Below are 24,962 nucleotides of genomic sequence, written 5' to 3' on the forward strand. Positions count from 1 at the left end.
GTAACAGGAAAGGCGCCCAATGGGTTCGCCCTGGTCCGAATTGCTGGCCAATCTGGCGGTCGTGGCGATGTTCGTGTCGGTCTGGATCCACACCCATGTGTGGCTGGACCGCTGGGCGCCCGCCGCAAAGGCGGCGACCTTCGGCCTGCTGATGGGCGCCGGAGCCATCGTCCTGATGCTCACACCAATGCAGCTGCAGCCTGGCGTGCTCGCCGATCTCAGGGCGACGATGATTGCCGTTGCCGGCTTCTTCGGCGGTCCCGTCGCCGGCGTCGTCGCCGGGGTTATGGCCGGTGCGTTCCGGACTTTCGAGGGTGGCATCGGCGCCTTCGCCGGCGCGGTGGGGATCGCGGCCGCCATGCTGGTCGGTGTTGCCGGAAACCTTGCCCTTAGGGGCCGCCGGCCCACCATGGTCGACATCATGACCCTCGGCGCGGCGGCAGCGGCGGCGTCGCTGCTTGGCCTCAGCGTCCTGCCGCGGGATGTGCTGCAAACAGTCCTGCCGAAGGTTGCGCTGCCTTCCTCCCTGCTCATCTTCGTCTCGGTGGTGCTGTCGGGGCTTACGCTTTATCAGGAGCGGCGGCGCCTCGAGGCGCTGCAGTCGCGGCGCATCTACAAGGCCGTGGTGGAGACGCTGCCGGATTGCCTGAACGTCAAGGACCTCGACGGGCGGTTCATCGCGGCCAATCCGGCAACGGCCGAACTGATGCAGGCGCCAGACGCCAAGGCGCTGATCGGCAAGACGGACTTCGACTTCTATCCGCGCGAGACGGCGAAAGGTTTCCGCGAGGACGAGCTTGCCGTGCTGGCGTCGGGCGTCTCGTCCACCATCGAACAGCACCTTCATCACGAGGATGGAACCGAAGGCTGGCTGGCGACCTTGAAGGCGCCCTTTCGCGACAGGAGCGGGGCCGTCGTCGGCCTGATCACGCACAATCGCGACATCACGGCGCGCAAGCAGCTCGAGACCGAGCTGGCGGAAAGTCGGGTCCGGCTCGGAGACGCCTTGACACACATGGCCGACGGTCTGGTGATGTTCGACCCGGACGGCAGGCTGGTGCTGTGCAACGACCAGTATCGCGCCATGTTTCCTAAGACGGCTGAGATGAGGGTGCCCGGCGCCGACTATCGCGACATCCTGCGCGCCTCGGCGGCGCGGGGCGAGGGGACCACACCGCCAGACGCGGTCGAGGGCTGGATCGACGGCATCATGGCCTCGCAGAAGCTTGTCAGCCACCGCCAGGTCCGGCTCGCCGACGGCCGCTGGCTCGACGTACGCACCCGGCCGACAGGCGACGGCGGCAGCCTCAGCGTGTTTTCCGACATCACCGAGGCCAAGCAGGTCGAGGCCGAACTGCTGGCCGTCAACGAGAAGCTGAACCTTCTGGCGCACCGCGACGGGCTGACCGAACTGTGGACGCGCCGCGCCTTCGATGAAGCGCTGGCGCGCGAATTCTCGCGCGCCAGGCGCAATGCGGCGCCGCTCAGCCTGGTGATCATCGATGTCGACTGGTTTAAGCGGTTCAACGACCATTACGGCCATCCGGCGGGCGATGATTGCCTGCGCGCCGTGAGCCGCTGCATCCAGGCGACTGCCCGCCGTCCGGCCGACGCGGCGGCCCGCTACGGCGGCGAGGAGTTCGCGCTCATCCTGCCGGAGACCGACGCCCGGGGCGCCTTCGTCATCGCCGAGACCCTCAGGAGCAAGGTGCGCGACCTTGCCATGGCGCATGCCGGCAGCGAAAAGGGTATCGTCACGGTCAGCATTGGGGTGAGCACCCTCGATGCGGACGGCGCCGCGATGGAGATTGCCGATCTTCTGAGACGCGCCGACGAGGCGCTTTACGGCGCCAAGGCCGCCGGGCGGGACCGGGTGCATGGCTGGCGCCCGCATCTCAGCGACCAACGCTCGACCGGTTCCCGGCGCAAGATATGAGACTTGCAAGGCCACTGCCGGTGGATTTGGATCAAGGCTGAGCTTGCGATTGCCTGAACGAGGGTCCGGGCGGGAAGCTCTCTCGGTGGCGCGTAAGCTCAGCCGGAGTGAGCTGAATCCGTGCTGGCGCGATCGAGCTTCACAAGACGAGCCTTCGCTTCACCGACGCGTTGTTGCGCGGATCTTATCCTGTCACAAAGCCGCAGATTGATACCGACGCCACAGTCTTCGTCCAGCATCGCGTTTGCGCGTTCAAGGGCGAGTTCCGCCCGGTTAAGTCGCTGCCTCGCCCTGGCAAGTTCCAAGGTCAAAAGTTCCATTGCTGCTTCCGTGGTTTGCGGTCCCTTCCATTGGGAAACCGCTGCCGGGTGGTTTGGTTCCGGGCCGTTCGTGAAGCTGTATTCGCTGCCGGGGTCAGGCGTCTGCCTGGAGAGATGCGGCGGCCGCCACGCTTCCAGGATTGGGCTGGTGATTGGCAGTCATGTCTTTGTTTATTGACCCCGCCAATGGCTGGCGTAACTTGTCAAAGGCCGTCCGCGACGCGAAGACACGTGGGCGCTTGGGAGCGATCATCCTGCTTCCACCCAAATCCAGGAGGAAGCTGTGCGCAGGCTATTACAGACGCGCCCTGGCGAATATCTCGATCACCGATTGGAGTGCCCTTTTTGCGGCACCATCCGCCTGCAAATCCCGGCCGATGCGACACCATCGACGCGGATCAGTTGCGCCGAGTGCGGCAGATATCTTGGTATCTGGGATGAGCTGCAGACCGACTTCGAGCAACAAGGCGGCAACGATGGCGTGTTCCGTCTCGACAAAGGGCGCATCCAGAAGCTCGACTAGGCTTGCAGGCTTGCCGCGAGCAGCGCTCCGTCGCACCGGCCAGCGTCGGCTCACCATCGCCGATGCCCATCAGGACGGCCTTGGATGGGCAAGGCCGGTGTCGAAGGTGCCTGGCAACACAGGTGGGCCACTGCGGCTGGTCGAGGCTGTCGCCATCGCGTCAACCGGCACGATGATGATCATGCGGGCATGCTGCTCCGGCCACAATGGCTTTCCGAAAAGGAAGAATGTGCTGGCGAGAAAACAGACCAGCAAGAGGATGGCCAAGGTGTTGGCGATGATCTCACCAAGCTGCATTGCTCTTCTCCAATTCACGCGTCCCTCTCGGCAACGAGCGCCAGCAAACTATGTTCAATGTTTGGGACCAATGCGCCTGGTTCGCAGGACTTCAGTCCGAGTTGCGGGTCGAGCGATAAACGCACAACCTGCCTTTGCACCGGCCGAGCCTCCGCCAAGTGTGGCAGCCGGAGCATAGCCCGGCCTGCTCGCAACGTGCCGAGCCCTCCGCCAAAGCAGGCCGGGCTCCTTTCTGAAAGGGTCACAAACGGACCGCGATTTCCACGGGCAGCGGTAAGCGCTGGTTGTGCAGCGAGGGCAAGGCCCGATCAGCGGGGTGGCGGAAAGCGCGCCGGTACCGTCCGCCTTGCTCCACGGCGACAAAGGCGCGATTCTCCTCCCTTTGGCGGCTAGCATGGTCAGATCGGGCCAGCATGGTCAGGTTGGGATTGTATGGGCGGATCTGTTGTCCCATGGCCTCAACTCGACCCCACGATTGGCGATAAAGGCAGCAAGGGCTGCTACCAGTTCAAAGTAAGGCTGACGAGCAGGACGGCGATCAAGGCCGACAACGGGACCGCCATCACCAGCGCCGCCTCCATAAGGCGGGTTTCCTTGTCGCTGAACATTAAACCTCCTCACTTATCGGCTGACGCCGAGGGTTTAGGGTTCGCTCACCGCCTGAAGCAGTGAGCGAACCCTATTGGCGCAGGAAGGGACGTAGCTGCGCCAATTCGCAAAAACACACCCGCAGTGCCCGACATCGGTCGGATATCCGCGATGAACTTGCAGCGAACAACGAGCGTGAAAGACGGCCGTTCCCGGCGGCGGCGCCGGCAGGACTATTGCGTTTTTCGATGGGACCTAAGTCTGGCGCTGGCCGGACCGAAGCCCAAGCCCTGGAACATTCAATCATGCCTGAAGTTCGATCCGGCAGCGCGGTGACAATGTTGCGCTGTGCAGGTTTCAGATGGAGGTACTCATGAAAAAAGATCTTGCCGCCGTAGCCGCGGTTCTGTTGCTCGCAGGTGTCGGCGCAGCCGCTGCCGAGGACGTCGTCATCCAGCCCGAGCAGGAAACAGTGATCAAGGAGTATGTGCATAAGCAGCCGCTGGCTTCGGTCAAGCTTCCCGGCGTGGAACTCAACGTCGGCACGGCCTTGCCCGATACCGTCGAACTCCACGAAGTCCCCAACGTCAAGTATCGCTACACCGTGGTCGACAACCGGACCGTGATCGTGGATCCAAGCACCCGCAAGATCGTCAAGATCATCCAGTAGCGGCGCCTGGCCCGCTGCCGGCCGGCGGCGGGCCAACCGTGCAAATGCATCGCCGACCTTGCGCAAGCTGAACGGGTGTGCGAACGCCGCCTTGAATGGGATCCAGAGTCAACGCGACAGGTCCGCCTCTCGCTCCTTGTGCCGCCGGGCGAGATCGCGGATCCGGTCGGCGACCTTGCTGTCCACCGGATTGTAGACGGTCAGGCTCAGATCCGGCCGGCCATCCACCGCGAAGGCTGAATATTCCAGCTCGATGTCGCCGAGTTCGGGATGCTTCAGGCGCTTTGTCCCGTCGCCATGGCTGAGCACGTCGTTTTCCCGCCACAGCGCGTCGAATTCCGGGCTGGCGCTGCAAAGCTCCTCCACCAGTTGGGCGACCTCTGACACCGCGCCGGCGCGCGCCGCATCGGCCCGGAACGCGCCGACCACGAAACGGGCGAGGTTCTCCCAATCGTGCTGCTTGGCGCGGATGGTGGGGCTCAGGAACATAAACCGCAGGATGTTGCGCTGGCCAGTGGGCAAGGTGCTGTAATCGGTCATCACGACTTGCGCGGCGCGATTCCAGGCGACGACATCCCAGGTCGCCGTCTTGATCAGGGCCGGGCTTGCCTCGAGCGTGTCGATAAGGCGCTGCAGCCTGGGGCTGACGCCGTCGGCGCCGATGTAGCGGACCTCGGGCGGGCGCCCGAGCCCCAGCATGAAAAGATGTTCGCGCTCGGCCTCGGTCAGCAGCAGGCCCTTGGCGATCCGGTTCAGCACGTCGGCCGAAGGCGCGCCGCCGCGTCCCTGTTCCAGCCATGTGTACCAGGTCGGGCTGATGTTGGCGCGTTGCGCGACCTCTTCCCGGCGCAGTCCCGGCGTGCGCCTGCGCCCGGAAAAGCCGAACGATGAGGGGTCGAGCCGGGTGCGTCTGTCTTTCAGGAATGCCGCGAGCGAACCGGCGGAAGTGTTGGACATCCTGTTAGCCATTATACCATGATAAGATCACTACTTTAATGGAATAATAGAGCAGCGATAGTACGCAGGCAACTGTGCAGGAGATTTTGCATGCGTATCTTTTTAACCGGCGCGACCGGTTTCATCGGTTCGGCCATCGTTCCCGAACTTCTTCAGGCCGGCCATCAGGTCGTCGGCGTCACCCGCTCCGATGCCGGTGCCGAGGCGTTGGCCGCCGCCGGCGCCGAGGTGTATCGGGGAACCCTCGAGAATCCCCAAGGCCTGCGCGACGGCGCGGCGGAGGCGGAAGCCGTGATCCACACCGCGTTCGACCATGATTTTTCGCGGTTCGCCGAGAATTGCGAAAAGGACAGCCGTGTCATCGCCGCGCTCGGCCAGGCACTCGCCGGCTCCGACCGGCCGCTGGTGATCACCTCGGGCGTCGGCATGGGCAGTCCCGGCCACGGCCAACTGGCCGTCGAGGATGTCTTCAACCCCGATCACCCCAATCCGCGCATCGCCTCGGAACTCGCCGGGAATGCGTTGCTGGAGGCGGGCATCAACCTGTCGGTGATGCGCCTGCCGCAGGTCCACAACACGCTTAAGCAGGGGCTGATTTCGCCGCTCATCGAGATCGCGCGCCAGAAGGGCACCTCGGCCTATGTCGGCGAGGGCCGCAACCGCTATTCGGCCGGCCATGTCGCGGACGCCGCGCGTCTTTACCGGCTCGCGGTGGAGAAGCGGCAGCCCGGCGCGCGCTATCACGCCGTCGGCGAGAAAGGCGTCGAGGTACGCGCGATCGCCGAGGCGCTTGGCCGGGGACTGAACCTGCCGGTGGTTTCGATCGCGCCGGAAAAGGCGGCGGAGCATTTCGGCTGGATGGCGATGTTCGCCCCCATGGACCTGCCGGCCTCCAGCGCGCTGACCCAGGCGCGGCTCGGCTGGCGTCCGACCGGCCCGACGCTGATCGCCGATCTGGACGCGATGCGATACTGAGGCGCGCAAGACGCGGCCTTAGCCAGGGGTGACGGCATAGCGCAAATGGACGAGCCCATGCGCGAGGGCTTTGCAATCCTTGAGCGACAACCGCACCTTGTCGGCAAGGCCGCTTTCACCGAACTCGACAAAGCCCTGGTTTGCCGCCCGCGCGTCGAGCGCGGGGGCAATGAGAAGGCTGAGTTCATCGACCAGCCCCGCCGCCAGGAAGGAGCCGTTGATGCCGGCGCCGCCTTCGAGCAGCAGACGGCGGATGCCGAGCTCACGGGCAAGCACGTCCAGCATGGCGGCGAGATCGATGCCGGGCGTTTGCGACACGATATAAGACACGCCTTCAGTGGCGAGCTCGGCCAGATGGCTGTCGGCCACATCATACCCGAGCAGCACCACGACATGGTCGCCGCCGATATCGGGTTTGGCGAAGTGCAGCTTGCCCGAGGCATCGAGCGCCACGGCAAAGCTGCCCGCGTCGCGCCGCGCGAAATGATGCGGCCGATCGACCTTGCCCACATGCTCGGGCGGATGCGCGGCGGCCTTGCTCATCTCGGCCATGGTGACGCGGCCGACGATCCAGGCGTCACCTTCGAGGTCGTTGTGGATCTTTTCATAGAGGCCCGACCACTCCGCCCGGCTGCCGTCGGGGCTTTCAGTATAGCGGCTCGGATGAAGGCTGCCGTCGAGCGAGGCAAGCATGTGGCAGATGATGCGCGGCTTCATATGGTGTCTCCATTTCGTCGGCCTGGCCGTCCCAAAGGTAGTGGCGCACCGGGAAAATGGAAGCCGATGCGGTGTGCCTTGAGGCTGCAAGTCCCGGCAGGTAAAATGTCTGGATCTGCGCGACCTAGGGGCCGGTGCATGGCGGACGTCATCCTGTTTCACTCGGTTCTTGGCCTTCGCCCGATCGAGCGTCATCTTGCGGAATGCCTTCGCGCCTGCGGCCATGCGGTCGCACTGCCAGACCTCTATCAGGGTGCGGCGACGGATGATCTCGATGAAGGTTTCGCGATCAAGGCGCGGATCGGCTGGGGTGCCATCTGCCTGAAGGCGCGAGAGGCTCTGGCCTCGACGCCGGGGGATGCGGTGCTGGCGGGTATCTCGATGGGAGCCGGCGTGGTGGCGGAATTCTGGGAGTCGCGGCCGCTGGCAGCGGGGTGTTCTGCTGTTGCATGGTTTGGCGACCGTGCCTGCCAACACACGACCCGGCTTGCCCATCCAACTGCATGTCGCGGACACCGATCCACTGTTCCCCGAGCCCGACGTCAGCGCCTGGCAGGAAAGCGCGGAGGCAGCGAGAGCGGATGTGCAGGTTTTCCGCTATCCAAACGCGGGACATTATTTTTCCGACCCGGCACTGTCCGATTACAATGCAACGGCGGCCGCGCAGCTCTGGAGCCGCTCCTTGGCGTTCCTGACGTAGAAGGCCTTCGGACCGAGAGTCCAAAATTCAGACAATTCCGACAAGTTGCTGTCCTGGCTGTTATATCGATGTTGCACAAATGGTTGACCCTGGGTTAGCATCCTCTTGTTGACGCCGATCGGAGGAATTTAGGCGGCGGTCAGCTGGAGCGGCATGCGTTCTTGGCGCAAGGAGGATGCTCCAACACTTTAACCGGCGCATGATCCTTCCTGAAACCGGTCCCGGTTTTTAGGGACCGTGCGCTTCTGTGGAGGAGGAACCCATGAACAGACGCGAATTCCTGATGACGTCCGTGGCCGCGGGCGCCATGATGCTCGCCGCACGCTCGGCTTTCGCCGAGGACAAACTCACCATACTGGGCTCGGTGCCCAGTCTCGGCTTTCCGTTCTTCGTGCACATGCTGAACGAGATCAAGGCCGAAGCGCAGGCGCAAGGCGTCAACCTGACCGAGAGCGACGGCCAGAACTCGGCCACCAAGCAGACCGCCGACATCGAGGCGGCGCTGGTGCAGAAGGTCAACGCCATCGTCATCTCGCCGCTCGACGTGAACGCGCTGGCGCCAGCCATCGAGGAAGCGGTCAAGGCCGGCGTTCCCGTGGTGACGATCGACCGCCGCGTCGACGGTGTCCAGGGCATTCTGGCCCATGTCGGCGCCGATAATGTCAAGGGCGGCGAGGCGGAAGCCCAGGCCGTGGTGGCGGCGTTCCCCAATGGCGCCAAGCTGTTCCACCTGCAGGGCCAGCCGGGCGCGGGTCCCGCGATCGACCGCAACAAGGGCGTGCACAATGTGCTCGATCCGCTGAAGGACAAGTACCAGATCGTCTACGAGCAGACCGCCAACTTCGCCCGCGCCGAGGCGCTGACGGTGACGGAAGCCGGCCTTGCCGCCAACGGCAAGCCGGACGCCATCATCTGCGCCAATGACGACATGGCGCTCGGCGCGCTCGAAGCGTGTGCCGCGCGCAATTTCAGCGACGTCAAGATCTACGGCTTCGACGCGCTGCCGGAAGCGCTGGTGGCCGTGCGTGACGGCAAGCTCGCCGGCACGGTCGAACAGTTCCCAGGCAAGCAGTCGCGCACCGCCGTGCAGATCGCGGTCGCCTACGCCAAGGACAAGACCCAGCCGAAGGAGAAGCTGGTGCTGCTGACGCCCATCGTCATCGGCAAGGACAATCTCGACAAGGCGGAGAGGCTGAACGAGACGAAGTGAGGGGCGGGTGGACATCGGCCGATTGGCGAGGCGGGCGGGACAGCACCCCCCTCTGTCCTGCCGGACAGAGGGGGGTGTTCAAGCACAGCCTGAACCGCATCAAGGAGCACTCCTTGTCTCCATCTGAAGCCGCATCGCCGATCCTGCTTGCCGTCGAAGGCCTCACCAAGCATTTCGCCGGCGTCACCGCGCTGAGCGATGTCTCGCTCGATGTCCGCGCCGGCGAAATCCTTGGCCTGCTTGGCGAAAACGGCGCGGGGAAATCGACGCTTCTGAAAATCCTGTCGGGCGTCATGCCACCGTCCGGCGGCCGCATCACTTTCGACGGCGCCGACTACCAGCCGGCGAGCCCGCAGGAGGCCAAGCGGCTGGGCATCGTCACCATCTACCAGGAACTCAGCCTGATCCCGACGCTGACCGTGGCCGAGAACATTTTCATCGGCCGCGCGCCGATCGGCCGGCTTGGGCTGGTGAGCTGGCGCAAGATGGAGCAGGATTCCCGCGCCATCATTGCCCGTGTAGGCCTTACCATCGATCCGATGACGCCGGTTTCGGCGCTGTCGGTGGCCGAGCAGCAGCTGGTCGAGATCGCCCGTGCGTTGTCCTTGAAAAGCCGGCTGATCATCATGGACGAGCCGACCTCGGCGCTGACGGAGACGGAGGTGCAGAGGCTGCTGTCGATCATGGACCGGCTGCGCAAGGACCATGTTGCCATCATGTTCGTCACCCACCGGCTGGAAGAGGCATCCGCCATCTGCGACCGCATGACGGTGCTGCGCGACGGCAGGCTGGCGGGACATCTCGAGCGTCAGGGTGGGCCGGTCAAATTGCCCGCCATCATCGAAAAGATGGTCGGCCGCGCCGCTTCCGAACTTTACGCCCGTCCGGCGCTACGCGCGGCGGCCGGCGATGTGGTGCTGTCGGTTCGGGGCTTGCGCACCGTGCGCGATCCCGAAGCGCCGCACGCCATAGTGCTCGACGGTGTCGATATCGACCTCAAGGCGGGCGAGATCCTCGGCGTCGCCGGTCTTGTCGGCTCCGGCCGCACGGAACTGGCGCGCGCCATTTTCGGCGCCGATCGCATCGCGGCGGGAATGATCACGCTCGACGGCAAGCAGATCGCGCCCGCATCGCCGGCCGACGCCATCGCGCTCGGCATTGGGCTGGTGCCGGAAGACCGCAAGCACCAGGCGATCTTCGCGGCACTTGGTATCCTGCCGAATTTCTCCGTCGCGTCCCTCGGGCGCTTCAGCAACGGCTTCGGCTTCATGGCCGAGCGGCGCGAGCGCGACGCGCTGTCGGGGTTCAGGAAGATGCTGTCGATCCGCATGGCTTCGGCCGAGCAGGCGATCGAGGGCCTGTCGGGCGGCAACCAGCAGAAGGTGATCCTGGCGCGCTGGCTGGCGCGCGACCCGAAAGTGCTGATCGTCGACGAGCCGACGCGCGGCGTCGATGTCGGCGCCAAGGCGGAGGTGCACCAGATCCTTGTGCAACTGGCGGCGCGCGGCATCGCGGTGATGATGATCTCGTCCGAATTGCCCGAGGTGCTGGCGGTGTCGGACCGCATCGTCACCATGCGCAAGGGGCGCATCACCGGCGAAATGCCGGGCGTCGAGGCAAACGAGGAAAGATTGATGGAACTGATGGCGCTCGACAGGCAGGATACGCCGGCACAGGATGCGGAGGGGCAGGCACGATGAGCATCGCCGAGGAACAGAGCCAGCGCGGCGGCGTGACGATCGCGCGGCTTTTGATGAGCTTTGGGCCGCTGCTGTTCCTGGCGGCGCTGGTCATCGTCTTCACCGTGCTGAAGCCGAGCTTCATCGACCCGATCAACCTGTTCAACATCACCAGGCAGATCTCGATCACCGGGCTGATCGCGCTCGGCATGACCTTCGTCATCCTCACCGCCGGCATCGATCTTTCGGTCGGCTCGCTGCTCGCCTTCTGTGGCATGGTCGCGGCCGTGGTCGCCAAGGGCGGCACCGCCAACACGCTGTCTCTGTCGACGTCAGGCACGCAAGGTTTTGGCTGGTTCGCCGCCCTGCTGGCCGCTGTGGTGGTCGGTGCGCTCGCCGGCGGCGTGCAGGGGTATGCCATCACAAGGCTGAAAGTGCCGCCCTTCGTCGTCACGCTGGGTGGGCTGACGGTGTTCCGCGGGCTGACGCTGACCATTTCCAATGGTGGCCCGATCTCCGGCTTCGACGCCTCGATGCGCTGGTTCGGCACGGGGCTGATCGGTCCGGTGCCGGTGCCGGCGATCATCTTCGCCATCGCCGCCATCCTGTGCCATATCGTGCTGCGCTACACCCGCTATGGCCGCGCCGTCTATGCCGTCGGCGGCAATGCCGAGGCCGCGCGGCTGTCGGGCCTGCGCGTCGACCGTATCCTGGTCTCGGTCTATGTCATCGTCGGCTTCTTCGCCGGGCTCGCCGCCTTCGTGCTGTCGGCCAGGCTGAATTCTTCCGAAGCGGTCGCCGGCATCGGCTACGAATTGACGGTGATCTCCGCCGTCGTCATCGGCGGCACCTCGCTGTTCGGCGGCATCGGCTCGGTCGGCGGCACGGTGGTGGGTGCCGCCCTGATCGGCGTGCTGCAGAACGGCCTGCAGTTCAACAACGTCTCGTCCTACACGCAAAGCATCGTCATCGGGCTGATCCTGATCCTGGCCGTGGCGTTCGACCGCTGGCTGAAGTCGCGGGTGAGGCGATAGGAGCGAGAGGTTGTGCGCTCACCCTAGCCGTTTGCCAGGAAAGCTGCCCCATTTCTTGCAAAACATCCGCGCCTTGCTAGAAAGGCTTCGCGCGGGGCAGCGTGAAAGAATCTCATGGTTGCCGACATCATCGGGCCGATCAGCTTGAGTTTTTCGCTGCTGCGGCGCTTCTGGCCGCAGCTCGTGGCGCTGGTGCTGGCCGGGGTGCTGGCCGGCGATCTCCTGCTGCAGCTGGCTGCCAGGGTGGCGCTCGCCAACCATTTCGCCGGGCTTGCCATGCTGACGCTGGTGGCGCTGGCGCAGCTGGTGGTGACGGTTGCGATGTTCCATGTGCTGCGGCCGGGCCTGCCCAATGTGCTGGCCGCGCAGCGCGGCGCGGACAAGGCCGCGGCCTCCGAGAGCGAAGTCGCTGGCAAGGAGGCGAGAGGTACTGACCGGCGCGGCTCGCGGCTGGTGCGCATGATCACCATCGCGCTGCTGCCGTTCTTTGCCTATTACGCCGCCTGGGGGTTCCTCGGCGATATCGTGCGCCAATATTCGCGCGCCTCGCTCGAACAGGCCGATTTCGGCCAGAGCGGCAATGTGCTCGACGTGCTCGATTCGCGCTGGCTGCTGATTTCGGTCGCCGTGTCATGGCTGATCCGCCGGTTGGCCAAGTTCATGCAGACGAAGACGAGAGCAACGTCGTTCTGGCAGATCGTGGTGGTGATCTGCGAGACCAACTGGATCTTCGTCGGTCTCTACGTCATCAGCCGCTGGAAAGACAGCGCGCTGCACTGGCTGATGAGCCGCAATCTCTGGTCCGTGCTGCAGGCGTCCATCGACGGGCTGGCGAGCCCGGTGACGGCGACGAGCGCCGCACCTGTGGTGCCGGCGACGAGCGCCGCACCTGTGGTGCCGGTCGAGATCACCTCGATCGCGCCCTCGACGGTGGCGGTCAATCTGTTTTTCTACATGCTTTTGCCGCTGATCTGGCTGGTGATGGCGGCGCTGATCTATGGCTATGACGTGCGCGACGACGCGGCGTTGATGCGGGTCGACAGCCGCGTCGAGCGGTTCGGCCGGCGCTATGCCGGACTGCCGAAATTCCTGCGCGATTTCGTCGAGCATTTCATCGCCGGCTATCGTTCGCGCTATCTGCCAATCGCCAATGGCGTGCGGCTGACGGTGAGTTCCAGCCTGGTGCTTTTGTGCACGCTGATCGTCGGCTACCGCCTGCTCGACTGGGGCGCGGCCTGGCTGTGGCTTGGCGCGACGCGGCTGATTGGCCCGCACGAGCTCGATGTCTGGCAGATTTTCTCCCATGGACTGACGCTGCTGTTCGGCAGCCCGTTCCAGGATTCCTCCACCGGCATTTTGATCGAGCCGATCAGGATATGTTTTCTCGCCGCCGTGCTGGAGACGGCGTTCTCGCTGCCCAAGCGGGTGACCGAGACTGTCGAAGCGCGGAAGTAGAGGATTTGTTGGCGCCGGCCTTGCAGAGCCGAGCCTGGGGCGCTGTCACTTCGGCGGCCGCTGGAAACGCAGATACCACGGCCGTTCGCTGCCCAGCCCGACGGCGGGGCGAATGGTTTTCACCGCGTCCTCGGGCACGATGAAGGTGTCGCCGACGGTGATGACATCGCCTTTTTTGGCGCCGGAGAAGATGGCCGAAGCGCAATTCATCACGCCGTCGGGCAGGCTGACGCCGCTGATGAAATCGGGCAGCCATCGGCGCCCGGCGGCATCGGTCAGCATCAGTTTGCAGCCCAGCCATTGTTTCTGCAGGTCTGGGTCGCCAATGGTCACGGTGAAGGTAGCGATGACGGCGAAGGCGTGGTTGGGCAGGCGGCCGGCCTTGCCGCCGCGCAAATCGGCCAGTTTCCAGCCGCTGCCGCCGAACGGCACGGATTGGCCGAACTCGACATCCCTGGCGATAAGGTCCTCGCCATGCAGCCATTCGCGGACGCTGTCATGGCTGGTCTCGGCCAGTGTCAGCGGCAGCAGGATGGCGAGCGCCATCAAGCCGCGCCGGCGCCATCGTCGCTCGGATTGCCGGTCCACGGTCGGGGTGTCTGTCGAAACGGCGCTCATGTCTTGCCCTGCGGTGTCTTGTCCTGCGGTGTCAGGCCCGGCGCCGCGTCGAGGTCGAATTCCGGCAGGATGTCGGCCGGCTGGCCGTCAGCGCCGGTCGGCAGCGCGTCGAGGCTGATGCGGGCCTGCCCGTCGAGCGGGCCGAACTGGCGCGCCGATATCAGCAGCCTGGCGCCGCGGATCTGGTCCGGTGGTACCTCGAAAACGAACAGGCTACGCTTGTCCAGGCCCGGATCGACCCCGTGCGGCGGCATGTCGGGGCGGTAGCCCAGCCGCTCCGTCTGGTGATAACGCAGCCCGGTCGGGCCTTGCCAGAAGCCGTCGGCGACCGCGGTGGAGGTGCTGGTCGCGGTGAGGTTTGTTGTTACCACCGCCCATAGGCCGCTGGTCGTCAAAAGCTTCTCCTGGCCGAACTGATTGGTCTTGAGCCGGCGCGCGAAGATCACCTTGTCCAAGCTGACAGCGAAGCTGCGCGCGCGCACCGTGTCATGCATCGAACCATTGATGGGGATAGGTGCGGTGAGGTCGGCATAATGCGGCTTCGTCATCTGCATGCCGTAGCTCAGCACCACGGTGGCGCAAAGGATCGCGAGATTGCCAAGCACGCGTATCCTCATGGGCCGCTTTCCGGCTGCCCACTCTGAGACTGCCCACTCTGCGACTGCCCGGCCGCCGGCAGGTCGGCGACCGGCAAGGTGACGGTGCCGAGCCGGTAGGGGTTGTACCAGCCTGGTGTGCCATAGAGATTGTCGCGCGGCTTGAAGATCTCGGCGGTGACGCCGAAGGCGAGGCTTGCCGGCACGGCGGCGTCCCCGGCAAGCGGCCAGACATAGGCCATGCGCTCGGTCATGCCGGGATGCAGTTCCGGCGTCATCGTGGAATCGCGTGTCAACACGATCATCGGCACGGGATCGGACAGGATCACGCCGTCCGGCGCGAAGACGTTGAAATAGCCCTTGTCGGATTGCGCGGTGCGGTTGGTCATGTCGACTTCCAGCACCAGTGCCTTCTGGCCCGGCTTCAGCGGCACGCCGTGGACCCCGGCATGGCCGACATAGGCGCGCACCGGCTGCAGGCGCCAGCGGCCGGCCTCGATGACGGCGTCTGGCGGCAATTGTGGTGGATCATGGGCGGGCAGGGCGCCGAATGCCCCCATCAGGCCGGCGACGAACAAGGCGGCAATGGTTCCCGCGCCGGCCGTTATCCAGGTCTGAACTTTTGAGCGGGCAGTCTTGAACATTCCAAATTATGTGCGTCGAACGAACAGGCACCCCAGGCGCAATCTAGAAAGAAAAATCAGGGATTGAAACCGCAAATGGCTCGGTCCAGCCGTGCTCGGGCCTCAGGCTACTTCAAGTGCCCAAAGACGATGGCCGAAACGGCGGAAGAAGCGCGCCACGAGCCGCTGCTGCTTCGCCCTGGCAAGATCGGCCAGGCGCCGTTCCTGGCGCCAGCGCGGCATGTTGCGCCAGCCGGCGATGAAACGGGCTGCATCCTCGACGGCTTCGTGCGCCGACAGCGCCGGGTCGATCGCGGCCAGGAACAGCGGCTCGGCGCGCTTCAACTCGTCGATGACGGCCTTGCGCCTGAAATGATCCAGGCGGGCCTGCGCGATGCCGGTGCGGCGGATCGCCTCGAAGGCTTCGAGCAAGGCGGGACTGTCGCCGGTGTAGCCGCAGGCGCGGGCGAAATCGGCGGCATCCATTCTTGCTCCCGGATCTGGCGCGAGGTGATCCCGCGCCGACTCACATTTGCAAGTGTGATATAAGCATAACTCAAACGTACATAGAAGGGAGACTTTTGGAGGAGTTTGGAAACTGCGACTCGACTCCTGCTTCGAAACACGGGAAGATAGGAACAAAGCACGAACAAAAGGACGGAGAAGTGATGGCGTTGCCAGGCAGGGAAGCAGTGATCGCGCAGGTCGCCTCGCTGTCGGTCGAGTGCGCCGATTGCGGCCGCAACAGGTGGTGGCGGCCCGATCAGTTGAAGCGCTTCGGTGTGAATGGGAGCACGCCGCTGGCCGCGCTGTCGGGCCGCATTGTCTGCTCGGCCTGCCGGGCCGACGGGCTGCCTGGCACGGCGATCTCGATCCAGGCCGCTTTCATCGACGAGCGCCAGCGCGTGCGCTCGGAAGCGCGCATGCTGAGCGGCCGCGACGTGCCGCTGGAGGGGTCGAGGCGGGCTTGAGGGCGCCGGCTGGCCAAGTCGTCAGCAGACGTCGTCTTCGTCGAAGAGGGCAACGTCTCGCCCTGCGTGAAAGGCTTGCAAGACCGTCACGGTGTTGTCCTTGACGCTGAATGCTATCGTGGCTCGCGGGCCATAGCCCGCGGTACGCAGGCCCGGCCTAGTATCCCAGCAGTTCCTTCAGCGGAATCACCCGCCAGACGTGCTTGATGGCGTAGCGATTGAAGGTCAGCGTCTTGGGCGGATTGTACTGCTCGACCACCAGCTCACCCGCCGTGCGCCGGACCAGTTTCTTGATGAAGGCCTTGCCGTTCTTCTCGTTCTCGTCGGGAAAGGTCTCGATCACCACATGGTCGCCCGGCACCGCGTCGCGGCCGCCGCAATAGATCATGTCGCCGGGTTCGTAGCGCGGCACCATGGAATCCGAGAGGACATGGAGCGCGAATACTCTCGGCAGGTTGCGGACCCCTGGCGGACGCTGCACGTATCCTGCCGGCTCGCCGTTGAAGGTGAAGTCGCCGTCGTCGCCGCCGACGGCGGCGCCCAGCACCGGAATGTCCATCGCTCCGGCCGGCAGCGGGCCGGCGTCGGTGACGATCTCGGCGTCCGCCACCGGGCCGGCATCGTCGAGGAAGACGACCTGCCCTTGGCCCAGCGCCACGGGGTCGACGCGCAGGAAGGCGGCGGTCTTCAGCAAGTTTTCGGTCTTGGGCAGGTTGCGCCCGGTTTCCCAGTTGCCGACGGCGGCGACATCGGTGTCGTTGTGCTCGGCGATGTGGCGCATGACCAGGCCACGCTGCTTGCGTGCCTGGCGGATCGCGGCCCCGACCCTGATCGACAGTTGCGTTTTCACCATGGCCTCATGTGACCGGCAAGTCCTGCTTTCGTCCATGAAAGAATGGCTTGCATGAATTTTTGAGTTATGCTTATATCGACTTATGCAAAAGCTCAACCCTCTCAGAGTCGACAGCACCTCCAGACCGGCCTTGCCGGCCTGCCCTTTCCCTTCCGCCCCGGCCGCCTCCTCCCCGGCCGGGGCGAAGCGCGAAGCCGATTGCCTTGGTGCATCGGCCTTGCGTCCGGTCCGCCCGTTCCCGGCGGCCGGAACGGCCGGAGCCGCCGCTCGCCGCGGCTCCGGCCCCCCATTCGACCCGGCCGCGGGTGTTGCCTGTCGCACGCAGAACGGCACCGTAGATCCTGTACGAGCCGATGACGGGCAGGGCTGGTTCGGCCCCCCGATAGAGACCTGGCGCGGGCGCGGCTTGCGCGCCTCGCCGCAGGTCGCCCGGCGAGGCTGAGAGCCGGCTCGTCCACAGCAATCCCAGCGGCCGACAGGCCGACCAGGCCCGACAGCGCCCATGACGGCCGCGGGCAAACCCCACGCTTGCCTGACGGCGCCGTCCACGGCGGCCGCTGGCCGCGCAATGGAGACGGACATGGCAAGCTACAGTGACAGCGAATTGCAGGCGATTGCCGCCTGGCTCGGGGATGGGCTTTCGGCCTCCAGGATCGCGGCGGCGTTCAGCGCACAGCGCGGCAGCCCAGTATCGCGCAACGCCATTATCGGCATCGTCCATCGCAATGCCATGCTGGGCGCGATCGGCTTCGCCAATGGCAAGGGCCCGTCGGCGGCCGGCACGGCGATGGCCACGGCGGCGAGCCGAGCCGCCAAGGCGGAACCTCCAACGAGCCGTGCCGGCGCCATCCCGCAGCCGGGGAGCACACCGGCCGTGCGGCCGAAGCAGGCCCCTTCGCCCGTCCGGCCACGGCTTTTCCAACGCGAGGCGGGCGTGCTGATCGCTGATGGGCAAACCTACCGCTTCAAGGTGCCGGCGTCGCCGCGCGGTCCTATCGGCCGGCAGCCGCATGGCGTGGCCATGCGCTTCATCGATTGCCTGTTCACCCGCTGCCGTGCTCCGCTCGACCCAGCGCCGGAGGAAGATGCTAAAAATGGTCAGCCCGGCGGACGGCCCGGCCAGGACATGCTGTGCTGCGGCATGCGCACCACGGCGTTGAAAAGCTACTGCAGCTATCATCAGGCGCGCTTTCACCGCCCTGTTTGCGAAGCCGGGTGAAGCTCGGTCCCTTCTCCCCGTTGAATGGAGGAAAAGGCGCTTCTCACGCCGCCGTCACCAGTTTCGATCGCCGCCAATACCGGGAGAATTACCGTGAACGCCTATCGCGCCGCACCGCTATTTCGGCATCTGGCGCCCTTGTTTGGGCGGCTGCACCGCCCGTCGCTCCAGCATCGTCGCCGGGCCGCCGCCGGCAACCAGAATGCCGGCAACCCGGGCAAAGCCGGTGAACACTTTCATCGCATCGGATTGGGAGATCTGCGCCGCGATGGCGGCGCTGCAGGCGTTGAGGGCGCTGCGATAGACGTGGCCCCGCCGCTCGATCGGCCAGCGCTGCAGGAAATCGGCGGCCTCGCTGACAGTCTCGATCTCCTCGACATGGCCGTCCAGGGAGACTTTGAGCGGCACTCCGGTCTTCATCGTACCCACGGCATTCACCTTCGGTGCGGGCGCGGCTTCCGAGCCGACGCTCATAAACGCACAAGGCCTGCCGCCGGTTGCATCGCGGCCGTCTCAGGGGCTCGCCGCCGCGTCGAGCCACTCATGCGCGCGGCTTCTTGGCTTGGCCACCAATATGCCTTGTTGCCTGGCCGCCTCGCGGAAGGCCTCGAAGGCGGGGCGCGGACAGCAAGTGCCCTCGACCGCGAGCCGGACGAGCCGCGCCGCCTCGAGATAGCCCGGCGCGGTTTTGTCGGGCCATTGGTGACGAAGCGCTGTCGCCGCATCGGCCACCGAGCCGACCAGCATGGTCTTGTTGTCGCAGAAACGCAGGGTCACCGGCATGAAAGCCGTCATGGGCAATCCTCCCCTTGGGCATGGACGCGTCACAACGTCCGGACCGGCGGCGGGTTCCATTAGCGCGGCTGTAAGAACGAGGTGGTGCGCGGCATGAGCGAACGGCCCTTCATGCAGCTCTACGTCTCCGATTTCGTCGGCGACACGCTGCAACTCTCGACCGAGCAGATCGGCGCCTACATGCTGCTGCTGATGGCGATGTGGAACGCCGGGGGAAGCCTGCCCGAGGATGACGCGAGGCTGGCGCGCGTGGCGCGCCTGCCGTTGAAGCGATGGCGCGCGATCAGTGCCGAGCTGCTCGCCTTCTTCGAGCGCGAGGGCGACGAGATCGGACACAAGAGACTGACGAAGGAGCTGCGCAAGGCGCGGCTCAAGAGCGAGGCGAGAGCGGCCGCCGGCGCGCGCGGCGGAGCCGCCACCGCCTTGAAAACAAAGGCGCATACCCAAGCAAATGCCGATGTTTTGACGCGGCATTCTCCAGAGTCCAGAAACCAGATGGAAAAAGCTTCGGCTTTTTCAGCGCGCGAAGGGCGCGAAAGACCGGGCCGGCTCAAAAAGCCGCCGGGCTGGACCAGGCCGAAAACCCACGGGGACGCCGCCAACGCCATCATCGAGGAGATCCGCGGATATGACCACGGTCGAACTGCAGCAGGCAACGAAGGCGCTGGCGGCAATGTTCTCCTGCTTCCCGCAATCCGCCCTGACTGACGTCGAGATGCAACTGCGCGGCTACCTCGGCGCGATCAGGGATGCCGAGCTGGGCGACCTGCAGGCCGCCATCCAGCGCTTCGTGCGCGGCGAGGTGAGGAGCGGCAACGCGCAGTTCTGCCCTTCGAGCGCGCAGCTCTGCATCGAAGTGCGCGAGCGGCGGGTGATGCGGGAGTTGCTGGCGCGGAGGGGCGCCGGCCTGGTTTCCTCGCCTGTGCGAAGCGGCGGGCAGGTGGCCCGGCGAAGCCGGGACGGAGAGGGGGACGCCGTCGGCCACGCCAGAGCCGACTGAGAATTGGCCACCACTCGAACGCAACCAAGGAGCCACCCATGCCCAAAAAAACCAAGGCCGCCAGGCCGCAAGCGCCGAAACTGCCGAGAGGCGAGGCCGAGCAGGTGCGCATCCGTCGCGAGGTCGGCCATGATTTCGCGCTGAAGGACGATGCCTTCGGCCGCAAGCGGCTGACACCGGGCACGGCCGAGGCGCGGCGCGTCTACGAGGTGTCGAATGACGGCCACACTTCCACCGGCGGCATCGTGCGGATGCGCAATGTCGACCCGCTGCTGGGCATCACCTCGCTGACCCGCCAACAGCGCGAGGCCGGCATGCGCTACCGCGAGCACTTCCGGTGCAGCCAGCAGGCCGATATCAAGCCGATGCGCTGGACGGAGCGCGTCGACGGCGGCCGCATCGGCGGCGGCATCGCCGACAGCGTGCTCAACGCCGGCCGCACGCACGCCGCCGCGACACGGGCCCTCGGGCATTGGGACGTGGCGGCAATCGTGCATAAGGTCGTGTGCCTGGAACAGCCGGTGAAGACCGTGGCCGAACAGGATGGCGAAGGCCGCGATGTGGTGACAAGGCTGTTGAAGGTAGGGCTCGACCTGCTGGCCGTGCACTATGGGATGATGATGAGGCGTTAGGGTTAGTTCAACCCCGACGATGCGGGCGCGCCGGCAGATGCTGGTGTTTTACGCAAGCCGGACGGCAATATTGATCCGGCCGGCTAACGCCGGCCGGGCCAAATCCCAAGGTCAGTAGCCGCAGACCCGCACTCTCTCGATTACACGGTGGTGGTGGCGCCAATGCTTCACCAACTCGGTGTGGCAGCGGCGATGGTACATGCCGTAATAGCGCGGCCGGTAGCCGTCGTCGTACACGCCATAACGATAGTGGTGACGGCGGTAATAGGCTCCATCGTCGGAGTAGCCACCGTAATAGTCGCTATCGTCGGAGTAGTGACGGTAATAGTCGCGATGTCTGGGAACGTAGTAGTCGTCATCATAGCCGTTCCCGATGCCGAGCGTGATGCTGGCGGCATTTGCCGGAGCGATCACCGCCATCGCCGAAGCGGCCGCGATCACGGATGCAAGCAAGAGCTTTTTCATGACAACCTCCTTCTTAAGGTGTGCCTAATAAACGCTGCAGCCGCGGCCCTGTTCCCATAAATCGGTGGATCGATCGTTCGAGCTGTTTGCCGGGGCGCGAAAGGACCTGTCCGGCGATGCCGCCCTGGCCGTACCTGTCAGCATGCTGGGGGGCGTTTTGAACCTTGGCCGCCGCTGTCCATTTCCCCTGGATGCAACGGGGGCCGAGTAAGCGGGCGCCTCTTCTTTCTTCCGCAGGAGAAAGGAAACCCTCTAGAACAGCGCCTTTTCCAGCGGTCCTGCCAATGTCTCGGCAAAGGCCGTCGCCAGATGATGCCTGTCGCGGAAGGCGAGCTTGCCGTCGATGAAGACGTGGCATTCGGTCGGGCCGCAGAAGCGGTCGGTGAGGTCGACATAGAGCGTGTCGGGGATGCTTTTCACCACCGCGCGCTCGGCGGCGGCCACGTCGTCATTGGCGGCCTCGGCCCTCGGCGTGTCGCACAGCGACGGCGCCTCGCGCCACCACAGCGCGCGGGCGACGCAGGCGTTCGCGAAGCTGTCGCCGATCGGCGTGTCGCGGATGACGGCGGCCTCGACGCCGGCCTGGCTGAAGGCCTCCAAGGTGGAGCGCAGGCCAGCCTGCCAGCGAGCTATCTCGGCCTTCCGGCTGGCGGCGGACATGTCGCGTGTCAGATTGCCGATCGAGAATTCCGAGATCACCACCAGGCGCGGCTTGCTGCGGATAATGTCTGAAATCGCCTGTTCGCGCCAGGCGTCGCATTCGGTGTAGTCGCGCTTGAGCACGGCGTTGAAGGTCGACAGGCGTGAAGCGCGGCACGAGGATTTGAGGTAGGTGATCACTTTGGTGTCGTTGCGTTTTGCTGCCTCGACCAGCGGCGTCGACCAGTGGTCGGCATGCGAATCGCCGAACAGCACGATGGTGTGGGCGGCGTCGGCCGGCCCGAAGGTGCAAGGTTTCGGCTCCACCGTGTGAAAATCGAGCAGGCAGTCCTTGTCGACGGCGCGCGCGATGGACGGCTGTTCGGCGGCCTCTTCGATGCCGCGCTGGGTGGGGTCGATGTTGCGCGTGGCCAGATGCGCGTTGGCGTAGGCCGCAGCCACGCCGGCGGCGGTCAGCACGAGGGCCGGGGCGAGGGCAAGCCCGGGGAAAAGCCGAAGCGGTCCTGCGGCCGGGCTGGCGTCGAAGCGAAAGGCTCTGGCTGTCGCCGCCAGCCAGTCGCCGCGCCGCGCGGGGTTTTCGATCAGCCGGTAGGTGGCCGCCGACAGCGCCAGCGCCAGCACGGCGCAGCCGATGCGCTGCGCCACGCCGAGGTCGGGCTGCAACATGGTGGCATAGACGATGACGGGCCAATGCCAGAGATAGAGCGAATAGGAGAGCGTGCCGACCCACTGCAAGGGCGGCAGCGAGAGCATGGCGGCGGGCGCCAAGGCCCGCCAGCGAGTCCTGGCCGGGGCATCGCCCTGCTCGCCGGCGCCGTTCAACAGCACCAGCACGGAGCCGGCAACCGGCAGCAGCGCGTACCAGCCGGGGAAGGGCAGGTCTTCGCTCAAACAGAGATAGGCGACGGCGATCAGCGCCAAGCCCAGCCATCCCTGTGCCGCCCGCAGCCAGGACTGATGCCGCCACAAGATTGGCGCGGCAAAGGTCGCCAGGCCGCCGGCGGCGAATTCCCAGGCCCGCAGCGGCGAGAAATAGAAAGCCCAGGCCGGCGAGAGACTGGTGAGCCAGAGACAAGCCGCGAAGGAGGCGAGGCCGACGGTACCGATCACGAGCACCGTCATGCGCCGGCCCCGATGCAGCCAGGCGGCGAAGACAAGCAGTGCCGGCCAGACGAGATAGAACTGCTCCTCCACCGACAGCGACCAGAAGTGGATGAAGGGGTTGCTCAAGGCATCGGCGGCGAAATAGTCGAACGACCAGCGCAGCAGCCACAGATTGATGGTGTAGGCCGCGGCATACATGGCGCCGCGCGAATAGAGCGCCTGTTCCTGCGGCGCCATGATGAAGGTGCCGACGGCGAGCGTGACCAGGATGACGAAGATGGCGGCCGGCAGAAGGCGCCGTGCGCGCCTGGCATAGAAGCGCCAGAGGTCGAGCCGGCCGGTCTCGGTGATCTCCTGCATCAAATGCGTGGTGATCAGCCAGCCGGAAATGACAAAGAAGATGTCGACCCCGGCAAAGCCGCCAGGCAGCGCCGTGAGGCCGAAATGGTAGGCGACGACGCCGCCAACCGCCAGCGCGCGCAAGCCCTGTATGTCAGGCCGAAACGATGCCGCCACCACAGCTCCTTCGTTTGCGCCCAGCCGTCACCTGTCCGGCCGGGTAGCCGATATTGCAATGCAGCATATATTTCGCAGTGCAACATGGCCAGAGCAAGGACGCTGTTTTTTCCTCTTCTTGAAAAAAGCGGGAAATGTGTTGATTGAGGCAAAAACTCGTGGGGTCAGGCACTTGGAGTGGGGGCCGAATGAGTAGCGGCAGGGCAAAGCACGGCGGTCACGAAAACAGCCCCGCGAACGGGGCTGTTTTCACGGCTGCGGCGCGTTATCAACTGCCGCCGTTCAATTTCACGCTGCTGCAGAACTCCGGATGCGTGTTGGTCGGGTTGGCGTTCTTGGCCTCGTCGGCGCAGGCGGTCTTCATGGCGGTCTGGTCCTCGGGCGTGAGGGCCTTCCAGGCTTTGACGAAGTCATCATTGCCGACCATCTTCTTCATGCCTGAGTCCGTGTAGAACGGCTTCATCTTGGCAGGATCGTCGAGAGCGGATGTTCCCGTGCTGCCTCCCGCGAGAGCCGAACCGGTGGCCATCGAAAGCGCCATCGCGCCAAGACAGATCATCTTGATGTTCATGACTGGATCCTTCCCTGTTGCTTTGTGATCGTCGAAGCAACGATCAAGGTTATAACGAAACAGTTTGCCCGAAAGTTCCGGTTTATCAGACCAAGATTCCCTAATTCCGCCAAAATGTGTTCTGTCTAACCTTTGAAATATTTGCAGTATTTGGAACGCGAGCCACGGCTCCAGGCTACTGCTTGGTTTTGAGCAATCTTCCCCGCTGCTGCTCATCGCCGCTGACGCTGGACGACCAGGCTTCAGGTCGTCTGGACAACTTCGCGGCTCGCGGATGGTTCCGGGTTCCGGCAGGACGGCCTTGTCGCCGCACAAAAAAGGCCTCGCGGGCGCAGCCAGCGAGGCATTGATTGGAGGGACTTGTCATCGCCTCAGGAAGCGATTGCGCAGCAACGAGGCCGGCTTGCGGAAAGTTTCAGCGCCCAGCGACCGTCAAGCGCCTCTGCTACGAGAGCCGAGATCAGCTTGCCGGCACCTTGCAGACTTCGTCTGAGCTACAGCTTCGCTCGAACCTAGGAGGAAGCCTCGCTATCCCGCTGGATTAGCGTGCGCGCCGCGTCTGCCCCTGCCGCGAGGATGCGTTCCGAGAGTTCCGTTCCGTCCACGGCGCGGGCCATCTGAAGGGCGCCGATAAGGGTCGCAAAGATGCCCAGCGCAACGCTTTCCCGATTCCGGGTCCGCGGCGGCAGTTCCGCCGCCACCTGGCGCACCTGGGTCAGCAAGCGCTCGGTATAGAGTTGACGTGTTTCGGAAGGCTCGCGTGCGATCTCCGGCAGCAATGCGGCGGACGCGCAGCCCTGTCCCGGATTGTCCCGGTGTGCCGTCGACAGATAAGCGTCGATGGCCATATCCAGGCCGCCGGCAGCCAAAGCTTCGCGGATCTGGTCCGACTGATCCTCCAAGGCCGCTGCCACGGTTTCACGGACAAGCGCCGCCTTGGATTGAAAGTGCGGATAGAAGGCCCCGTTGGTCAGGCCGGCGTCTTTCATGATGGTTGCGAGCCCGGACGCGGCGATACCGTCACCGCGAAAACGGTTGGCGGCAACCTCCATGATCCGGCTGCGCGAGGCGTCCTTCCGGCCTTTTTCATAGCGCATGGCTGCGATTCCTTTCTTCTATTGCATTATGAGTGTAATGTGATATTACGAGCATAATTCTAACGAGGCGAAAAAGCTAGCCCTCATGATTTTGGAGCACCAAATGAACAGGAATTCGGGAAAGACCGCGCTCGTCACGGGAGCCTCCTCGGGCATCGGCCGCGCCAGCGCGGAAGCGCTG

At 65.0% G+C, this 24,962-nt stretch carries 29 protein-coding genes; 14 read left to right on the forward strand and 15 right to left on the reverse strand.

The window, feature by feature from the left end; genetic code table 11:
• The first annotated feature begins 19 nt into the window (after positions 1-19).
• On the forward strand, positions 20-1,936 hold the full coding sequence (locus LB555_RS28365; RefSeq protein WP_224684296.1) for a diguanylate cyclase: 1,917 nt from the start codon (positions 20-22) through the stop codon (positions 1,934-1,936).
• A 98-nt stretch (positions 1,937-2,034) separates the two neighbouring features.
• Here the strand turns inward: LB555_RS28365 and LB555_RS28370 are convergent, their stop codons facing one another.
• The gene (locus tag LB555_RS28370; protein WP_140617896.1) at positions 2,035-2,256 is read right to left on the reverse strand and encodes a hypothetical protein; all 222 of its coding nucleotides are present in this window, start codon (positions 2,254-2,256) and stop codon (positions 2,035-2,037) included.
• 283 nt (positions 2,257-2,539) lie between these two features.
• On the opposite strand from LB555_RS28370, the gene LB555_RS28375 reads away from it, so the two are divergent.
• Positions 2,540-2,779, forward strand: a complete 240-nt coding sequence (locus LB555_RS28375; RefSeq protein ID WP_015316799.1) for a hypothetical protein — start codon at positions 2,540-2,542, stop codon at positions 2,777-2,779.
• A 69-nt stretch (positions 2,780-2,848) separates the two neighbouring features.
• Here the strand turns inward: LB555_RS28375 and LB555_RS28380 are convergent, their stop codons facing one another.
• The gene (locus LB555_RS28380; protein WP_015316800.1) at positions 2,849-3,076 is read right to left on the reverse strand and encodes a hypothetical protein; all 228 of its coding nucleotides are present in this window, start codon (positions 3,074-3,076) and stop codon (positions 2,849-2,851) included.
• Between the two features lie 961 nt (positions 3,077-4,037).
• Between LB555_RS28380 and LB555_RS28385 the strand changes: the two genes are divergently transcribed.
• On the forward strand, positions 4,038-4,334 hold the full coding sequence (locus LB555_RS28385) for a DUF1236 domain-containing protein (RefSeq protein WP_140716509.1): 297 nt from the start codon (positions 4,038-4,040) through the stop codon (positions 4,332-4,334).
• Between the two features lie 108 nt (positions 4,335-4,442).
• Here the strand turns inward: LB555_RS28385 and LB555_RS28390 are convergent, their stop codons facing one another.
• Positions 4,443-5,291, reverse strand: a complete 849-nt coding sequence (locus LB555_RS28390; RefSeq protein ID WP_224684297.1) for a helix-turn-helix transcriptional regulator — start codon at positions 5,289-5,291, stop codon at positions 4,443-4,445.
• 90 nt (positions 5,292-5,381) lie between these two features.
• Here LB555_RS28390 and LB555_RS28395 point away from each other — a divergent pair, with 90 nt between their 5' ends.
• Positions 5,382-6,266 carry an SDR family oxidoreductase gene (locus tag LB555_RS28395; protein ID WP_224684298.1) on the forward strand — a complete coding sequence of 295 codons (885 nt, stop codon included), beginning with the start codon at positions 5,382-5,384 and terminating at the stop codon, positions 6,264-6,266.
• An 18-nt stretch (positions 6,267-6,284) separates the two neighbouring features.
• Here the strand turns inward: LB555_RS28395 and LB555_RS28400 are convergent, their stop codons facing one another.
• Positions 6,285-6,983: a RibD family protein gene (locus LB555_RS28400; protein WP_224684299.1), complete on the reverse strand. Its 699-nt coding sequence runs from the start codon at positions 6,981-6,983 to the stop codon at positions 6,285-6,287.
• A gap of 358 nt (positions 6,984-7,341) precedes the next feature.
• Between LB555_RS28400 and LB555_RS28405 the strand changes: the two genes are divergently transcribed.
• From LB555_RS28405 to LB555_RS28425, 5 genes are all read left to right on the forward strand, one after another.
• Positions 7,342-7,683, forward strand: coding sequence for a dienelactone hydrolase family protein (locus tag LB555_RS28405; protein WP_224684300.1), 342 nt, complete (start codon positions 7,342-7,344; stop codon positions 7,681-7,683).
• Between the two features lie 262 nt (positions 7,684-7,945).
• Complete coding sequence (locus LB555_RS28410) at positions 7,946-8,893, forward strand: substrate-binding domain-containing protein (protein ID WP_224684301.1); 948 nt, start codon at positions 7,946-7,948, stop codon at positions 8,891-8,893.
• Between the two features lie 113 nt (positions 8,894-9,006).
• Complete coding sequence (locus LB555_RS28415; protein ID WP_263489351.1) at positions 9,007-10,593, forward strand: sugar ABC transporter ATP-binding protein; 1,587 nt, start codon at positions 9,007-9,009, stop codon at positions 10,591-10,593.
• On the forward strand, positions 10,590-11,606 hold the full coding sequence (locus LB555_RS28420; RefSeq protein WP_140725024.1) for an ABC transporter permease: 1,017 nt from the start codon (positions 10,590-10,592) through the stop codon (positions 11,604-11,606). The genes LB555_RS28415 and LB555_RS28420 overlap by 4 nt, the downstream gene beginning before the upstream one ends.
• Positions 11,607-11,720: 114 nt before the next feature.
• Positions 11,721-13,061, forward strand: coding sequence for a hypothetical protein (locus LB555_RS28425; RefSeq protein WP_224684302.1), 1,341 nt, complete (start codon positions 11,721-11,723; stop codon positions 13,059-13,061).
• Positions 13,062-13,106: 45 nt separating this feature from the next.
• On the opposite strand, the gene LB555_RS28430 is transcribed toward LB555_RS28425, so the two are convergent.
• The 4 genes from LB555_RS28430 to LB555_RS28445 all read right to left on the reverse strand — a co-directional run bounded on the left by LB555_RS28430 (position 13,107) and on the right by LB555_RS28445 (position 15,384).
• The gene (locus LB555_RS28430) at positions 13,107-13,679 is read right to left on the reverse strand and encodes a hypothetical protein (protein ID WP_015316812.1); all 573 of its coding nucleotides are present in this window, start codon (positions 13,677-13,679) and stop codon (positions 13,107-13,109) included.
• A complete protein-coding gene (locus LB555_RS28435; RefSeq protein ID WP_140824352.1) occupies positions 13,676-14,296 on the reverse strand; it encodes a hypothetical protein in 621 nt (206 codons plus the stop codon). The genes LB555_RS28430 and LB555_RS28435 overlap by 4 nt, the downstream gene beginning before the upstream one ends.
• Positions 14,293-14,919, reverse strand: coding sequence for a hypothetical protein (locus tag LB555_RS28440; protein WP_140824353.1), 627 nt, complete (start codon positions 14,917-14,919; stop codon positions 14,293-14,295). Before LB555_RS28440 ends, LB555_RS28435 begins: the two co-directional genes overlap by 4 nt.
• A gap of 102 nt (positions 14,920-15,021) precedes the next feature.
• Positions 15,022-15,384, reverse strand: coding sequence for a hypothetical protein (locus LB555_RS28445; protein ID WP_224684303.1), 363 nt, complete (start codon positions 15,382-15,384; stop codon positions 15,022-15,024).
• Positions 15,385-15,566: 182 nt separating this feature from the next.
• Between LB555_RS28445 and LB555_RS28450 the strand changes: the two genes are divergently transcribed.
• Positions 15,567-15,869: a hypothetical protein gene (locus LB555_RS28450; RefSeq protein WP_015316815.1), complete on the forward strand. Its 303-nt coding sequence runs from the start codon at positions 15,567-15,569 to the stop codon at positions 15,867-15,869.
• A gap of 157 nt (positions 15,870-16,026) precedes the next feature.
• On the opposite strand, the gene LB555_RS28455 is transcribed toward LB555_RS28450, so the two are convergent.
• On the reverse strand, positions 16,027-16,722 hold the full coding sequence (locus tag LB555_RS28455) for an XRE family transcriptional regulator (RefSeq protein WP_181166485.1): 696 nt from the start codon (positions 16,720-16,722) through the stop codon (positions 16,027-16,029).
• 580 nt (positions 16,723-17,302) lie between these two features.
• Between LB555_RS28455 and LB555_RS28460 the strand changes: the two genes are divergently transcribed.
• A complete protein-coding gene (locus LB555_RS28460) occupies positions 17,303-17,941 on the forward strand; it encodes a GcrA family cell cycle regulator (RefSeq protein ID WP_224684304.1) in 639 nt (212 codons plus the stop codon).
• A gap of 117 nt (positions 17,942-18,058) precedes the next feature.
• Here the strand turns inward: LB555_RS28460 and LB555_RS28465 are convergent, their stop codons facing one another.
• Together LB555_RS28465 and LB555_RS28470 are read right to left on the reverse strand one after the other, a co-directional pair.
• Positions 18,059-18,415 carry a DUF982 domain-containing protein gene (locus LB555_RS28465; protein ID WP_140617910.1) on the reverse strand — a complete coding sequence of 119 codons (357 nt, stop codon included), beginning with the start codon at positions 18,413-18,415 and terminating at the stop codon, positions 18,059-18,061.
• A 39-nt stretch (positions 18,416-18,454) separates the two neighbouring features.
• Positions 18,455-18,736, reverse strand: a complete 282-nt coding sequence (locus LB555_RS28470) for a DUF982 domain-containing protein (RefSeq protein WP_140617911.1) — start codon at positions 18,734-18,736, stop codon at positions 18,455-18,457.
• 93 nt (positions 18,737-18,829) lie between these two features.
• On the opposite strand from LB555_RS28470, the gene LB555_RS28475 reads away from it, so the two are divergent.
• From LB555_RS28475 to LB555_RS28485, 3 genes are read left to right on the forward strand one after another with little or no spacing between them, the layout of a single operon-like run.
• Complete coding sequence (locus tag LB555_RS28475) at positions 18,830-19,444, forward strand: YdaU family protein (RefSeq protein ID WP_015316820.1); 615 nt, start codon at positions 18,830-18,832, stop codon at positions 19,442-19,444.
• Complete coding sequence (locus LB555_RS28480; RefSeq protein WP_224684305.1) at positions 19,365-19,736, forward strand: hypothetical protein; 372 nt, start codon at positions 19,365-19,367, stop codon at positions 19,734-19,736. The genes LB555_RS28475 and LB555_RS28480 overlap by 80 nt, the downstream gene beginning before the upstream one ends.
• A gap of 38 nt (positions 19,737-19,774) precedes the next feature.
• Complete coding sequence (locus LB555_RS28485; protein WP_224684306.1) at positions 19,775-20,368, forward strand: DUF6456 domain-containing protein; 594 nt, start codon at positions 19,775-19,777, stop codon at positions 20,366-20,368.
• Positions 20,369-20,479: 111 nt separating this feature from the next.
• Here LB555_RS28485 and LB555_RS28490 read toward each other — a convergent pair whose 3' ends face one another.
• The 4 genes from LB555_RS28490 to LB555_RS28505 all read right to left on the reverse strand — a co-directional run bounded on the left by LB555_RS28490 (position 20,480) and on the right by LB555_RS28505 (position 24,781).
• Positions 20,480-20,821, reverse strand: a complete 342-nt coding sequence (locus LB555_RS28490; RefSeq protein WP_318013047.1) for a hypothetical protein — start codon at positions 20,819-20,821, stop codon at positions 20,480-20,482.
• A 264-nt stretch (positions 20,822-21,085) separates the two neighbouring features.
• The gene (locus LB555_RS28495; protein WP_224684307.1) at positions 21,086-23,113 is read right to left on the reverse strand and encodes an acyltransferase family protein; all 2,028 of its coding nucleotides are present in this window, start codon (positions 23,111-23,113) and stop codon (positions 21,086-21,088) included.
• A gap of 268 nt (positions 23,114-23,381) precedes the next feature.
• Positions 23,382-23,684 carry a hypothetical protein gene (locus LB555_RS28500; protein ID WP_015316825.1) on the reverse strand — a complete coding sequence of 101 codons (303 nt, stop codon included), beginning with the start codon at positions 23,682-23,684 and terminating at the stop codon, positions 23,382-23,384.
• A 512-nt stretch (positions 23,685-24,196) separates the two neighbouring features.
• Complete coding sequence (locus LB555_RS28505; RefSeq protein WP_140663505.1) at positions 24,197-24,781, reverse strand: TetR/AcrR family transcriptional regulator; 585 nt, start codon at positions 24,779-24,781, stop codon at positions 24,197-24,199.
• Positions 24,782-24,962 lie beyond the last annotated feature (181 nt).

The organism is Mesorhizobium sp. BR-1-1-10 (genome assembly GCF_020165595.1).
Lineage (GTDB): Bacteria > Pseudomonadota > Alphaproteobacteria > Rhizobiales > Rhizobiaceae > Mesorhizobium > Mesorhizobium australicum.